The sequence below is a fragment of the Chryseosolibacter histidinae genome (genome assembly GCF_018598225.1).
Taxonomy (GTDB): Bacteria; Bacteroidota; Bacteroidia; order Cytophagales; family Cyclobacteriaceae; genus Chryseosolibacter; species Chryseosolibacter histidini.
The window spans coordinates 1-14,126 of the sequence record NZ_JAHESF010000006.1; the positions used below are offsets into that span (position 1 = coordinate 1).

At 50.5% G+C, this 14,126-nt stretch carries 14 protein-coding genes; 5 read left to right on the forward strand and 9 right to left on the reverse strand.

From position 1 onward, the window contains the following. Together KK083_RS07610 and KK083_RS07615 are read right to left on the reverse strand one after the other, a co-directional pair. A partial coding sequence (locus tag KK083_RS07610; RefSeq protein WP_254162133.1) for a S41 family peptidase occupies positions 1-1,594 on the reverse strand: 1,594 nt, incomplete at its 3' end. 103 nt (positions 1,595-1,697) lie between these two features. Continuing rightward, positions 1,698-2,591 (reverse strand): phage holin family protein, encoded by an 894-nt coding sequence (locus KK083_RS07615; RefSeq protein ID WP_254162134.1) that lies wholly within the window; start codon positions 2,589-2,591, stop codon positions 1,698-1,700. Positions 2,592-2,657: 66 nt separating this feature from the next. Between KK083_RS07615 and KK083_RS07620 the strand changes: the two genes are divergently transcribed. Further along, complete coding sequence (locus KK083_RS07620; protein WP_254162135.1) at positions 2,658-2,801, forward strand: hypothetical protein; 144 nt, start codon at positions 2,658-2,660, stop codon at positions 2,799-2,801. Positions 2,802-3,082: 281 nt separating this feature from the next. Beyond that, positions 3,083-3,310: a hypothetical protein gene (locus tag KK083_RS07625; RefSeq protein ID WP_254162136.1), complete on the forward strand. Its 228-nt coding sequence runs from the start codon at positions 3,083-3,085 to the stop codon at positions 3,308-3,310. Positions 3,311-3,387: 77 nt separating this feature from the next. Here the strand turns inward: KK083_RS07625 and KK083_RS07630 are convergent, their stop codons facing one another. Further along, complete coding sequence (locus tag KK083_RS07630) at positions 3,388-3,855, reverse strand: pyrophosphohydrolase domain-containing protein (RefSeq protein WP_254162137.1); 468 nt, start codon at positions 3,853-3,855, stop codon at positions 3,388-3,390. A gap of 155 nt (positions 3,856-4,010) precedes the next feature. On the opposite strand from KK083_RS07630, the gene KK083_RS07635 reads away from it, so the two are divergent. The 3 genes from KK083_RS07635 (at position 4,011) to tyrS (ending at position 7,585) form a co-directional block, all read left to right on the forward strand. Then, a complete protein-coding gene (locus tag KK083_RS07635) occupies positions 4,011-4,373 on the forward strand; it encodes a hypothetical protein (RefSeq protein ID WP_254162138.1) in 363 nt (120 codons plus the stop codon). 118 nt (positions 4,374-4,491) lie between these two features. Then, positions 4,492-6,042 carry a SulP family inorganic anion transporter gene (locus KK083_RS07640; protein WP_262899471.1) on the forward strand — a complete coding sequence of 517 codons (1,551 nt, stop codon included), beginning with the start codon at positions 4,492-4,494 and terminating at the stop codon, positions 6,040-6,042. A gap of 259 nt (positions 6,043-6,301) precedes the next feature. Further along, complete coding sequence (gene tyrS, locus KK083_RS07645; RefSeq protein WP_254162141.1) at positions 6,302-7,585, forward strand: tyrosine--tRNA ligase; 1,284 nt, start codon at positions 6,302-6,304, stop codon at positions 7,583-7,585. A 242-nt stretch (positions 7,586-7,827) separates the two neighbouring features. Here the strand turns inward: tyrS and KK083_RS07650 are convergent, their stop codons facing one another. The 6 genes from KK083_RS07650 to KK083_RS07675 all read right to left on the reverse strand — a co-directional run bounded on the left by KK083_RS07650 (position 7,828) and on the right by KK083_RS07675 (position 14,088). Beyond that, positions 7,828-8,460: a porin family protein gene (locus tag KK083_RS07650; protein WP_254162143.1), complete on the reverse strand. Its 633-nt coding sequence runs from the start codon at positions 8,458-8,460 to the stop codon at positions 7,828-7,830. Positions 8,461-8,487: 27 nt separating this feature from the next. Continuing rightward, positions 8,488-9,087: an outer membrane beta-barrel protein gene (locus tag KK083_RS07655; RefSeq protein ID WP_254162145.1), complete on the reverse strand. Its 600-nt coding sequence runs from the start codon at positions 9,085-9,087 to the stop codon at positions 8,488-8,490. Positions 9,088-9,152: 65 nt separating this feature from the next. Next, entirely contained in the window at positions 9,153-11,165 is a 2,013-nt protein-coding gene (gene hutU / locus KK083_RS07660) for a urocanate hydratase (RefSeq protein WP_254162147.1), read from the reverse strand. Next, complete coding sequence (locus tag KK083_RS07665) at positions 11,162-11,917, reverse strand: patatin-like phospholipase family protein (RefSeq protein WP_254162149.1); 756 nt, start codon at positions 11,915-11,917, stop codon at positions 11,162-11,164. The genes hutU and KK083_RS07665 overlap by 4 nt, the downstream gene beginning before the upstream one ends. Before the next feature lie 24 nt (positions 11,918-11,941). After that, complete coding sequence (locus KK083_RS07670) at positions 11,942-12,781, reverse strand: MBL fold metallo-hydrolase (protein WP_254162151.1); 840 nt, start codon at positions 12,779-12,781, stop codon at positions 11,942-11,944. 356 nt (positions 12,782-13,137) lie between these two features. Next, complete coding sequence (locus KK083_RS07675) at positions 13,138-14,088, reverse strand: acetyl-CoA carboxylase carboxyltransferase subunit alpha (RefSeq protein WP_254162153.1); 951 nt, start codon at positions 14,086-14,088, stop codon at positions 13,138-13,140. Between the last annotated feature and the right edge of the window lie 38 nt (positions 14,089-14,126).

The following is a 14,126-nucleotide window of genomic DNA, read 5'->3' on the forward strand; positions in this document are numbered from 1 at the left end:
GCTGGGTGCGGCTGCCGGTCACGCGATAGAATTTCTGAAACGGGAGCTTCAGCGTGCCCACTTCGTTGGTGGGATCGTTGATGAATTTGTCGAGGTCGATCACGGTCTGAACAGTGCCTTTTCCATAGGTGGATTCGCCCACCACCACACCGCGGTGATAGTCCTGGATGGCGCCTGCAAAGATCTCAGATGCCGAGGCGCTGAAACGGTTGGTGAGCACCACGAGCGGGCCGTTGTAAACAATGGCGGGATCGTCGTCAGTGCCTACCTCGATGCGGTTGGCCGAATTCTTCACCTGCACCACGGGGCCGTTCTTGATGAAGATACCAGTGAGGTCGATGGCTTCTGCCAGTGAGCCACCGCCGTTGTTGCGCAGGTCGAGCACCAGGCCGTCGATTCCTTCCGCCTGCAATTCCTTGATCAGGCGTTGCACGTCACGGGTGGTGCTGGTATAGTTGGGGTTGCCTTTCTGGTATTCTTCGAAGTCCATGTAAAAGCTTGGCAGGGTGATCACGCCCAGCTTCATATTCTTGCCGTTCTTCTGATAGTTGATCACGTTCTTTTTGGCCTGCTGATCTTCAAGTTTGATCTTGTCGCGCACCAGCTGAAGGTCTTCGCTGGGGCCGTTCACACCTGTTTCGGCAGGCAGGATCCGCAGCTTCACCTTGGTGCCTTTGGGACCTTTGATGAGCTTCACCACGTCATCGATGCGCCAGCCGATCACGTCCACCATTTCGCCATCGCCCTGCCCTACGGCAATGATGCGATCGTTCACGTGCACCTGGTTGCTCTTTTCGGCTGGACCGCCGGGAATGACCTCAACCACTTTGGTGTAGTCGTTGTCAGTCTGCAGCCTGGCACCGATGCCTTCCAGCGACAGGCTGATGCTTTGGTTAAAGCGGTCAGCGGCAGCGGGCGAAAAATAATTGGTATGGGGATCATACGCCTCGGTCAGGCTGTTCATGTACATGCTGAACACGTCTTCGGAGTTAACGTCACGGGTATACGACTTCACCAGTCGCTCATACCGCTCCCGCAAGGTCTTCTGGATCTCTTCTTTGGTTTTGCCGGCAAGCTTCAGGCTGAGGGCCTGGCTCTTGACGATCTTTCTCCAGACCTCGTTGAGCTCCGCTTCATTCTTGCACCACGGCTCCTTGTCGCGGTCTGTTTCGTAATATTCATTGGTGGAATAGTCGAAGGTCTCGGCTACAAGCGTTTGCGTGACATACTTCATACGTTCGTCGAACCGCTTCTTGAACACGTCGTAGATCTCATAGGCGAGATCTACGTTCTCCGCTTTGGTGAGGTCATCGATCAGATACCTGTACTTTTCAAAGCTCTTCAGGTCCTGTGCTGTGAAATAGGTCTTGTTGTTGTCCAGGCTCTTGATAAACTGGTCAAGAATGACGGACGACAGCGAGTCGTTGAGGATGATCTTTCGGTAATGGTTATTGTCAAGGATGTAAGCTATTACCTTAGCTTCTTTTCCGTAAATGGGTTTGGGTTTGAGCTGTGTGGTATCCCTGGTACCTACGGAAGCGCTGGCCTCAAAGACCAGTAATCCGAAACAAACTGCGATCAATATTCTCTTCATACGATAGTGCTGTAATCTTCTCCTAAACAACGAAAAAACGCCTTCCGGGTTTAAAATGGCCGGTTATCTGTTCCTATGCATCCTATGCAAGATTGATACCGGATTATTTCTTCTCCTCATTCACTTCGGTCAAAAACTTTTGTGCCTGTGCCAGATCGCCAAATTCATAGAATTTCGAACCGCCTGTGGCTGATTTGATCTCCACTTTCACCAATACTACATCTCTGTTATTCTGGAAGGAGTGTTTTTCCTTTTTGAAATCATCGGCTTCCATGGTGGATATTTTAAAGGCTGTAGCCCTTACCGATTTGCAATAAGAACACTCGTAGTGCTTAATTAATTCTCCCGGCGAGTTGATTGTTGGTCTTTCTGTGATCTCTTCTTTCACCACTTTCAGGGTATAAAAGCCGCAGTTGCCACATTGCAGGGCCTGCAGGTGACCCTGGTATTTTTCTACGATCACATCGTTGGTCTGTTCGTCGATCCATACGTCATAGTCGATGGAAAAAACATCTTCTTCCGCCCGCATGCCTTCGTCCATGTGCACGTCTTCCTCATGTTCGGCCAGCAACCTCATTTTATTGCCGGTCTTGGGGTTGACGCGCGGCATGAATCTCCATTTCTTAAGCTTCTTGTCAACTCTGCTGGGATAATAATACTCCAGGATCAGGAAAGCGATGTATCCCACCAGCGTACCTCCCGCGAAGGAGATGAACAGACGTACAAAGAACCAAACTCCCATTTCATCGATCTTGTCCATGCCATAGCGGTTGATGAGCATGGCTACACCGATGGCAAAAAGAATGAATATGATCTCCAGGTTTTTGATCTCCCGGCGGCTGATATAGTCATATTTTTCCTTGTAGGTCTTCAAGGTTGAAATTCTGATTAAGTGGATGAGGTAGAAAAGGATGCCGCCAGCAAAGAGCGCCATCGCACCATAAAGCATCACCAAATGCCATCTAACAAGAAAAGGAGTGGGTTGAAAATTTTCCATAGTTTTGTTTAAATGAATTTTAAATATAGAAATTTAAACGGTTTCTGCCGGCTTTAATTTTGCGCAATGAAAAAATCACTTTTCAGGCTTCTCGCCAGGATCAATAAAGTCGTGCTGCCCCGGTACAGCAAACGCGACATCACCCGCCTGAGCAAACTCGACAAGGCCATCGTGGCGTACCGTTACTGGATCACCAAGAACTCACTGTGAAGGTTGCCGGCTAGCCAGTTACCGGTAGTCGGTCATCAGTGATCGGTAATCGGGTAATCGGTTTAAGATACCGCATACCCCTCACCTTCCTGCCTTCGATTGTAAACTTTTATAGAGACGGTAAATCATCTCCGGGTCACCGGCAAACCGACTACTGATCACCCGTTTACCGGTCACCGATTACCATTTACCGGTTGCTGTGTAAAATAACACAAAAAATTAACAATAAATGCCTTAAAATAGCGTATTATTGTGCAATAATGCACTTTGCGTGAGCAGCTATGCGCTACATTCCGTCTCCTATTCCCCTGAGGTTTGAATACGTCTATTCAGCCACTGCCAACCAAAGCGGCAGGATGCAATACCATAAGATCAAGCCGGGACACAGCAAGCTGCGGATCAGCCGCACCGAGTTTATCAAGGCCTATAATGACCTTCCGATCGTAGCGATCAATCCCATGCAGCTGAAGGGACATGATGCGGTGTTTCAGTTTGAATTCTATGTTTAGCGAAGTATGAGATACGAGGTACGAGGTGCGATGAATGCAGATCGGGGCTGCCGTACTTCGTATTTCGTACCTCGTACCTAGTGAAGGAACTTCTCCAGGCTAGCCGGGCTGTACCCGATCGACTTGATGGTTTTGTTGTCGGACTTCCGGTACACGAGCCACTTGTCACCCTCCTGCCGGTAGTAACATTCGGTGCCATCTTTTTTCAGATAGTGCTCCACGGTTTTGCGGGCCTCGTCTTCAGAAGTACAGGCCTTGCTCATGTTGGAGCGCTGCACTTCCTCAAAGAGTGCCTTGAACTTTTCTCCCAGGCCGAACTCCAGCACAGCACCGGACAGCACGTACTGAATATCGCAGAGGGCGTCTGCCACTGCGACGATGTCTTTTTCAAGAATGGCTACTTCGAGCTCTTTCAGCTCTTCGGCAATGAGTGCCACCCTGAGCTTGCACCGGTCTTCTGAGGGTATGGCTGGCTGTTCCAGGATGGGGTGTTTGAAGGTTTTGTGGAATTCCCCCACAAGGTTCAGGGAGTCGGGTTGTTGCATTTTTAATGATCTTTTAATGTGTGACGTGATCCAATCTGCAGGGGTAATCGTTTGAACTGCTTTCAGGGTAGTCTGTCAGCAGGTGGCCGCAAATCAGAGCGGCAAGAAAAACATTTGGGTTCAATTTTGGAAAAATTAGCGTACTTTTGCAGTCCATGAAAGCAGTCCGGTCTTTATTCGTGAGCAAACTGGTAGCGATTGTTACAGGGATGATCTTCCTGAACATGAGCTTTTTCCTTACGGAGATCCGGATCCTCAACCTGCACGTAACCAACTACAAGCTGGTGGAGAATGTGATCAAAATGCTCTCAGGCACCGGGTTCGAGGAAGAGAAAGACAGTTTTGGCGAGTCTTCCGAGACGGCTGGCGAGCAGATCGTTGACCTTCACATGGTCATCCATCCTGAATCGGTCTACTCCTCTACCCTGCTCTCGTCTGATCTTCATGCAACGGAGCTCTGCGGCCTCCTGAGCGCTGCCATCAGTGAAACAGATACTCCACCTCCCAAACACGCTTAGTCATTTCTTTTTTCGACGTCCTCATTCCTTGTGAGGCAAATTGACGGCGCACGCCGCCGTGTCATGTTCGTGTTTCCGGGCTGTTTATTTTTTAACCATTATTTACGAGTATTCTTTTATGCGCAGTGTTTCAAATCCATTAGTGAATTTAAAATATGATGCTCCCAGCAGCGTCGTGGTATTTTTAGTCGCACTCCCCTTGTGCCTCGGAATAGCGCTTGCTTCCGGGGCTCCGATGTTATCGGGTCTTATTGCCGGCATTGTCGGGGGAATTGTTGTGGCCTCTTTCAGTGGCTCGAATCTGAGCGTGAGTGGTCCTGCTGCGGGCCTTACCACCATTGTGATCAGTGCCCTGGCCGAGCTTGGTGTTTATGAAGCTTTTCTCTGTGCCGTGATCCTGGGAGGTGTATTCCAGGTGGTGCTCGGTGTTCTGAGGGCTGGTACCATCGGCCATTTTTTTCCGGCTGCCGTGATCAAAGGTATGCTTTCCGCCATCGGGTTGATCCTGATCCTCAAGCAGATCCCGCATGCGCTGGGTTACGACCGCGATTTTGAAGGAGACGAAAACTTCTTCCAGGCCGACGGTGAGAACACGTTCACGGAGATCCTCAACGCCTTTAATTACCTGAGCCCCGGCGCCATTATCATCAGCGCGGTATCGGTGGCAGTGCTGATCTTCTGGGAGAAGCCTGTGATCAAGAAGAACAAAATATTGCAATATGTGCCGGGGCCGTTGATCGCGGTGCTGCTCGGCGTTTTACTCAATGCCCTCTACAAAGCCTCGTTCCCTCAGTTGTCCATTGCCCAGGAGCACCTGGTCTCGCTTCCGATGACCGGTGAATTTGCCAAGCAGATGGTATTCCCAGACTTCAGCCATTTTACAAACCCCAAAGTATATACCATTGCGCTCACCATCGGGCTCGTTGCGAGTCTTGAAAGCCTGCTGAGCATAGAAGCGGCCGACAAGCTTGACGAGTTCAAACGCGTGACTCCCCTCAACCGCGAGCTGCGCGCACAGGGCATCGGCAACATCGTGTCAGGGTTGCTGGGTGGCCTGCCCATCACCGCGGTAATCGTTCGTACATCGGCCAACATCAATGCCGGAGCACGCACCAAAGCATCGGCGATCCTGCATGGTGTACTGCTCCTGACGGCCGTGCTCGCTATCCCCCATGTCCTCAACCTCATTCCATTCTCGGCGCTGGCCGCGATCCTTATTGTTACCGGATACAAGCTTACCAAACCCGCCCTTTTTCGTGAGATGTTCAGAAAGGGATGGGACCAGTTCATTCCCTTCGTTGTCACCATCGTTGCCATATTGCTGAGCAACCTGCTGGTAGGCATTTTCATTGGTATTGCCGTCGGTATCTTCTATGTGCTGAAGACCAATTTCCACGAAGCGATCTCGCTCACGCGGCACGGTGAGAGCTACCTGCTGCGCATGAACAAGGATGTGAGCTTCCTGAACAAGGCGGTGCTCAGAAAAACACTCGAGCGGATACCGGATGGCGCGCAGGTGACCATCGACGGCGGGGGCTCTCAGTTCATTGACCGCGATATCATCGAGACCATCGAGGACTTTGTTCTCAATGCACCGAACCGGAACATACAGGTGGAAGTAAAGAAGAGCTTTTCGTCAGCCAACAAGTTCTTTCAGAAAACCGAATGATCCGATACGTGCGCTGATCAAAATGCAAGTTCACGCAAAGACCACAAAGAAAATACGCCAAGAGCGCAGAGGGAATCCTTGCGGCCTGTAAACAGATCTAATTGTATCTGTTGGGCCACTGGCACAAGATTGCAAAGGCTTTCCGCTGGTGCATTTAAGGCTCGTTTCTAACTAATCTTTGCGGTCTTTGCGTCTCCTTAGCGGCCTCTGCGTGAACTTGCATTTCAGGATTATATTATATTTGCGCCAGAATTGAGACATGAAAAAGAATTTTGTTGAAGAGCTCCGCTGGCGCGGCATCCTGCACGACATCATGCCGGGCACGGAAGAACAGCTGAACAAGGAAGTTACCTCCGGATATATTGGTTTCGACCCGACGGCCGACTCGCTGCACATCGGCCACCTTACCCAGGTGATGACGCTGCTTAATTTTCAGAAAGCCGGCCACAAACCCTATGCACTGGTAGGCGGCGCCACCGGTATGGTGGGTGATCCTTCGGGAAAATCGGCCGAAAGGAATCTGCTGTCTGAAGACGTGTTGAGCCATAACGTGGCCTGTGTGAAAAAGCAGCTGGAGAAGTTCCTGGACTTCACCGGAAGCAACGCCGCCGAGATGGTGAACAACTACGACTGGTTCAAAGAATTCCGGTTCCTGGATTTTATCCGAGACGTGGGCAAACACATCACCGTGAATTATATGATGGCGAAGGATTCGGTGCAGAAACGACTGGAGACCGGGTTGTCGTTCACAGAGTTCACCTACCAGCTTGTGCAGGGGTACGACTTCTACTGGCTGTACCAGCACAAGAACTGCAAGCTGCAGATGGGCGGCTCCGACCAGTGGGGCAACATTGTAACAGGAACCGAGCTCATCCGCCGCAAGGCAGAAGGCGATGCGTTTGCACTCACCACCCGGCTGATCACCAAAGCGGATGGTACCAAGTTCGGTAAGAGCGAAGGCGGCAACGTGTGGCTCGACCCGAAGAAGACATCACCTTATAAATTCTACCAGTACTGGCTGAATGTTTCTGACGAAGATGCAGCCAACTTCATCAAAATATTCACGCAGCTCGACAGGCCTGAGATCGAGGCGCTCATTGCCGAGCACGCCCAGGCACCGCAGCACCGCAAGCTGCAGCAGGTGTTAGCCAAGGACATCACCATCAGGGTTCACTCGCAGGCCGACTACGATAACGCCATCAAGGCATCGAACATCCTCTTTGGCAACTCTACTACAGAAGAGCTTCAGAGCCTGGATGAAGAAACGTTGCTTTCGGTTTTCGAAGGTGTGCCCAAGGTTACTATTGCCCGCAGCGAGTATGAGCGCTGCGCCACGGTTACCGACCTGTTGTCTGCGGTATCGCAAGGCACTATTTTCCCCTCCAAAGGTGAGGCACGCAAAATGATCCAGGGTGGCGGCGTATCAGTGAATAAAGCGAAGGTAGAAGATGCCAACGCAAAGCCGGCCTATGATCTTTTGCAGCAAAAATACCTGCTCGCGCAACGGGGGAAGAAGAACTACTACCTGATTGTGGTGGAGTGAGTTGGAAGTTTAAGGTTTGAGGTTTAAAGTTTAAGGTTTAAGGTTTAAAATTTAAAGTTAGAAGTTTAAGGTTTAAAGTTAGGTGCAGCGTTGAGTAACGCCTCACCAACCGGCCACCTGGCAACTGGTAACTGGCAACAAAAAAAAGAGGCCGCCTTTCGACAGCCTCATCTTTTAACTCTCAAGCACGAAGGCGTTGCCTGAACAACTTTAAACTTTTAATCTCAAACTTTAAACTACTGCTACTTTCCAAGCTTGATCAGCTTGTAGCCCAGCGAGAGCTGGAACACCTGATTCTTGGCATCGGTAGTTTGCTGTGTTGAGGGAGCCTTGTCATAGATCTTGGATAAACCGAGATTGTAACGGGCGTCGATCGTCAGTCCGAAAGGAAGATCCCAGCCTAAGCCGAGCGCAGCGGTGATGTCACTGCTCTTCATCTTGTCTTTCACATCGGCAACCTTGTAGCTACCCGGATTTAACTGGTCTTCAATCGGTGCTTCGGCATTGGTCACGAATCCGAACTGCGGACCCGCCTGGATGTTGATCCCGGCAACGGTATACAGCTTGATCATGACAGGAATGTTCACATAGGTGAAGTTCGATTCGAAGTTCTGACTGTTGATCTGAACTTTCGAACCCTGCTGTGAAAAAAGGATCTCGGGCTGAATACCGATCTTGGTTGCCTTGATCAGCACAAAAGCGCCGCCGTGAAAACCTGTTCTGTTCTTATAGTTCTGGCCTGCGGATGCCTTCGTATCGATGTTAGCGAAATTCGGCCCCGCTTTGATACCTACCGCCAGTTGCATCTGTGCGAAGGTCTGCTGCGCTGCCAGAAGCAGGAAGCATGCGACAAATACCTGAATTGTTCTTTTCATATTAAGCCAAGTTTAAATTAAAGTGTTCTAGCCACCAAAATGATACCTGAAACCAAGTGTAGGTGAGAACGATGACACGCCAAACAAGATGGTGGTATTCTTGTCGTCATCGGCGTCCTTATTAGGGTCGTAAGACTGAATGGCGAAACCCGAAATGGCAAAGTCAAGTGCCCAATGCTCGTTGAAAAAATAAGCAAAGCCGGGAGAAATTGCAAAAGTAGTAGTTCCGGTTTTCGTTTCACCGCCAGGTGTAATATCAGTTTTTCCGCTGCCGATGGTGAAGCTGGCCTGTCCGAAGAATGCAAACTTGTCGTTAGACGTGAACTTATAATAACGTGCGAACGGACCGAAGCTGAAAGAGCTTCTTTCAGTCTTGCTGACGCCATTATCGTCGGTGCTTGAGCTAAAGCCAAGGCTGGCACCTACAGCCAGGTTGTCGGTAACAAAATAACCAAAGCTAGGTGAAAAAGTAGTGCCTGACTCTTCCAGGTCAGAATTGCCCTGATAGCTGGTGGTATACAATGACAGTGTACCTCCCACCATCATGTTTCCCTGTGAAGTCTGGGCATTCACGGAAGTGATCACTAAAGCACTCATTAAAAGAAAAAGAATTGTTACTTTTTTCATATTTAGTTAGTAGAAATTTGGTGTCAAAGCTATGGAATGATTGTGTTTCGTGAAGAAATTTAAGTTCAATGGATGATGTCTTTCAATAAAGCGTCGTTAACAGCGTTAGGCAGCGTCACCGTCAGCAGCTCATTCTTTGCTACTGCTTTTTGGATGGCCGCAATAGCGTTGGGGTTCCTGGCCCAGGCCCTGCGTGCAATACCATTATTGACATCGAAATGAAGCATGTTGTTCAAATTTTGAGAGGCCTGCTCACTCCCATCCAATATCATACCAAATCCTCCGTTGATCACTTCACCCCATCCTACTCCGCCGCCGTTGTGGATAGAAACCCATGTCGCTCCCCGGAATGAGTCTCCTATAACATTGTGGATAGCCATGTCTGCAGTGAACCGCGAGCCATCATAGATATTGGAAGTTTCGCGGTACGGGCTGTCCGTTCCAGACACATCATGGTGATCGCGACCCAGTACAACGGCTCCTATCTGTCCTTCTGCGATCGCTTTGTTGAACGCCCGCGCAATGCGGATCCTTCCCTCGGCATCGGCATAGAGAATGCGCGCCTTCGATCCCACTACCAGCTTGTTCTCTTTTGCCTGTTTGATCCAGCGAAGATTGTCTGACAGTTGTCCCTTGATTTCGTCAGGCGCTTCGTTGAGCATCTCCTGCAGCACGTTGGCGGCGATCATGTCGGTTTGATCGAGGTCTTCCTGTTTTCCGGAGGTGCAAACCCACCTGAAAGGACCGAAGCCGAAATCGAAGCACATGGGTCCCATGATATCCTGCACATAAGATGGATACCTGAAGTTGATGCCGTCCGGCGCCATGATCTCGGCCCCGGCGCGGGAAGCTTCCAGCAGGAAGGCGTTTCCGTAGTCAAAGAAGTAAGTGCCTTTTGCTGCGTGTTTGTTGATGGCCGATGCATGCCTGCGCAGCGACTCCTGCACCAGTGTTTCGAATTTTTCCGGATCGGCGGCCATCATGCGGTTGGCTTCATCGAAGCTGAGGCCCGCGGGATAATATCCACCAGCCCAGGGGTTGTGCAGCGACGTCTGGTCAGAGCCCAGGTCTACAAACACACCGGCGTCATGCAATGTTTCCCATACTTCTACCACGTTGCCCTGATATGCGATGGAAACAACTTCTTTGGCTGCCCTGGCCTTCCTGATCCGCTGCACGAGGTCGGTTGGTGTGCTCACGACCTCATCCACCCAACCCTGGGCGTGTCTTTTTTCCGTGGCTTTGGAATTTACTTCCGCCACCACCGAGATGCAGCCTGCTATTTTTGCGGCTTTGGGCTGGGCGCCGCTCATGCCGCCTAGTCCGGAAGAAACAAACAGCTTGCCGCGGAGGTCTTCGCTCCCGCCGATGCGTCTGCCTGCGTTGAGAATAGTAATAGTAGTACCGTGAACAATTCCTTGCGGACCGATATACATGTATGAGCCGGCGGTCATCTGGCCGTATTGTGTTACGCCCAGCGCATTGTAACGTTCCCAGTCATCCTGCCGTGAGTAATTGGGGATCATCATACCGTTGGTCACCACCACACGCGGTGATTGTGATGAAGAAGGAAACAGGCCCAGCGGATGCCCCGAATACATGTGCAGGGTCTGGTGCTCCGTCATGGTGGCCAGGTAACGCATGGTGAGTAAATATTGGGCCCAGTTCTGAAACACAGCACCGTTTCCGCCATAGGTGATCAGCTCATGCGGATGTTGCGCCACAGCGGGATCGAGGTTGTTCTGGATCATCAGCATGATGGCCGCAGCCTGTTTACAACGGTGTGGGTATTCGTTCAAGGCCCGGGCATGCATGGCGTAACCGGGCCTGAACCTGTACATGTAGATGCGCCCGTAACGCACCAGCTCGTCATAAAATTCCGGCGCGAGCACCGCGTGATGACGTGGATGGAAATAGCGCAGTGCATTGCGCACAGCGAGCTTTTTCTCTTCGGCGGTTAAAATGTCCTTGCGTTTGGGCGCATGGCTTACCGATGGGTCGTAGGTCGTTTTTTCGGGAAGCTCCTCCGGAATGCCCTGCAGGATCTGATCTTTAAAGGAAAGCTGTGTTGCAATCATAAGCGGAAATGATCTGCTGTGAAATTCTCTTTGGTATAACGGTAACCTACATCGAAGATCTCTTTCGCCTTGCTCAGGTCGAAACCGGTGTAATACCCTACGTCAGGAGGTTCGATGAGCACGTGACAGAGGGTTTTGCTTACGGTGGTGCTGCCGCTGATAGCCATCAGCAGGCTGCGCTCGATCACCGACCTGAAATTTTTGAGATTCACATCGGAGCGGATAAAATTGCAATGCGAGCCTATGATGAACTGACATTGATCATAGATGGCCTTCACGGGCAAATTGTCGAGCACGCCCCCATCAACGTATAGCCCACCGTTATACTGCACCGGATTGAACACCACCGGTACACAGCTCGAGGCCAGGATGGCGGGGATCAGCTCGCCTTGTGTAAAATATTCGATCTTGCCTTTTCTGATCTCCGTGGCCGCTATGGTGACCGGGATTTTCAGGGCTTTAAAATCGTTCTCAGGAATGTATTTCAGAAATATTTCGCGGAGACCATCCAGCGATAATAAACCCGTCCACGTCCAGGCGAGCTTCAGCGACTTGGCCAGGCTCGTTTCACTGATCATCTTCACGATCTCGTCCGGCTTATAACCATAGCTGTAAAGAGAGCCTGTAATGGAACCTGCGCTGGTTCCCGCAATATAATCGAAAGTGACGCCGAACTCTTCGAGTGCCTTGATCACCCCAAGATGGCATATGCCCCTTGCCCCACCACCGGAAAGTACCAGTCCTGTCTTCATCTGTTCAATGTTTCTGATTCAAACTTATAACACCTCTGATAGAGGGAAAGTCCTGTCGAGCCTCACTCCTTTTTCCGTACGCTTAACGGTACAGCATTCGTTCTGAGCGTCATGCTCGAAGAACAATATATACTGATGATCGGCAGCCTCGTTCAGGAATTTTTCCTTTTCGTCCATCGTGATCAGCGGCCTGGTGTCGTAACCCATCACATACGCCAGCGGAATATGGCCCGCCGACGGCAACAGGTCTGCCATATAGCAGATGGTCTTGCCTTTATACCGGATCTTCGGGATCATCATTTTATCGGTATGGCCAGACATGTAAGCGATGTCGAACTGCATAAACGGAGACTCGGTGGTGATGTCGATAAAATTCAAATGACCACTTTCTTCCATGGGCAGGATGTTCTCGCGGATGAAGCTCGCCTTCTCGCGGGCATTGGGTTGTGTGGCCCACTTCCAGTGATGAACGTTTGACCAGTATTTGGCATTTTTAAAGACGAGCTCCAGCTTCCCGCCATTGTATCTGACACCCCCGCCGCAATGGTCGAAGTGCAGATGCGTGAGGAACATATCCGTTACATCATTTTCGGAGAAGCCCGCTTTTTTAAGGGAGCTGGTCAGGCTCGCATCGCCATGCAGGTAATAATGGCTGAAGAATTTTGCATCCTGCTTGTCACCGATGCCGTTGTCGATCAGGATCAGCCGGTTGCCGTCTTCGATCAGCAGGCAACGCATGGCCCATGTACACAGGTTGTTCTCATCGGCAGGATTGGTCTTTTGCCAGATGGATTTGGGCACCACACCGAACATGGCACCTCCATCGAGCTTGAAAAAACCGGTATCGATCACATGCAGCTTCATCTGTCTGTTCGCTTAAGAATAAGGTTGGCCATCGCACCATTTTTAACCGGCGGTCTGACAATTCGCGTGAAGTTAATAAGTTTTGCCAGAGTTCTATCAACAAATGTAGTACGTTGATTACCAGTTAGTTGTGGTGGATGGTGTGATTTTATGAAGCGCGGTGGGAAGGTACGGGGTAAGAAGTACGAGGTACGGAAATGCAGTCGTTGCATCAACGTGCTTCCTGCAATCGAAGGGCCGCGTAACCTCGTTCCCGATGGCTATCGGGATCGTACCTCGCACCTTTTTAAACCGTGTTAATAAAAAAAGCCGCCTTCAATGAAAGCAGCTTCTCATATCTATGCTCCGAACTAAGTTTATTCGCTCACCACGCCCATTGCGCAGAATTTATCGATGCGCTGCTGGATGCGGTCTTCGCTGCTTAGTTTTTCGAGCTCTTTGGTGTATGTGAGGATAACTTTTTTTACTTCGGCGGCCATCCATTTCAGATCGGTGTGAGCACCACCGAGGGGTTCTTTTACAATACCGTCGATGAGCTTTTGCTGGAGCATATCTTTCGCGGTAAGCTTCAACACTTCCGCTGCCTGTTCTTTGTAGTCCCAGCTGCGCCAGAGAATGGAAGAGCATGACTCGGGTGATATTACCGAATACCAGGTGTTCTCAAGCATGAGCACGCGGTCACCGATGGCAATGCCCAGCGCTCCACCCGATGCACCTTCACCGATGACGATGCAGATGACGGGCACTTTGAGCATGAACATCTCCTTGAGGTTTCGGGCAATGGCTTCACCCTGTCCGCGCTCTTCTGCTTCGAGGCCTGGAAAGGCGCCGGGAGTGTCAATGAAAGTTACGATTGGCTTGTTAAATTTTTCAGCGAGCTTCATCAGTCGCAGGGCTTTCCTGTAACCTTCAGGGTTTGCCATACCAAAATTCCGGAGCTGACGTTGCTTCGTGTTGCGGCCCTTCTGCTGCCCGATAAGCATAAAGGTTTTGCCATCAATGCTGCCGAAGCCACCGATCATCGCTTTGTCGTCAGATACGGTTCTGTCGCCATGAAGCTCGATGAAATCAGACGTTATTTCGTAAATATAATCGAGGGTGTAAGGCCTGTCCGGGTGGCGTGATACCTGTACGCGTTGCCAGCCCGTCAGATTTTCAAAGGTCTCTTTCTTTAATTCCAGGATCTTCTTTTCAAGCGCTTTGATGGCCGCCTGCACTTCCTTATCACTATCGCGGGCAAGGTGCTTCATGTCGTCAAGCTTGGCTTCCAGCTCTGCGATAGGCTTTTCAAAATCTAAAAGGTTCATGGGCTCGTCTGTAGGTTAATAATCCTGCACAAAAATAA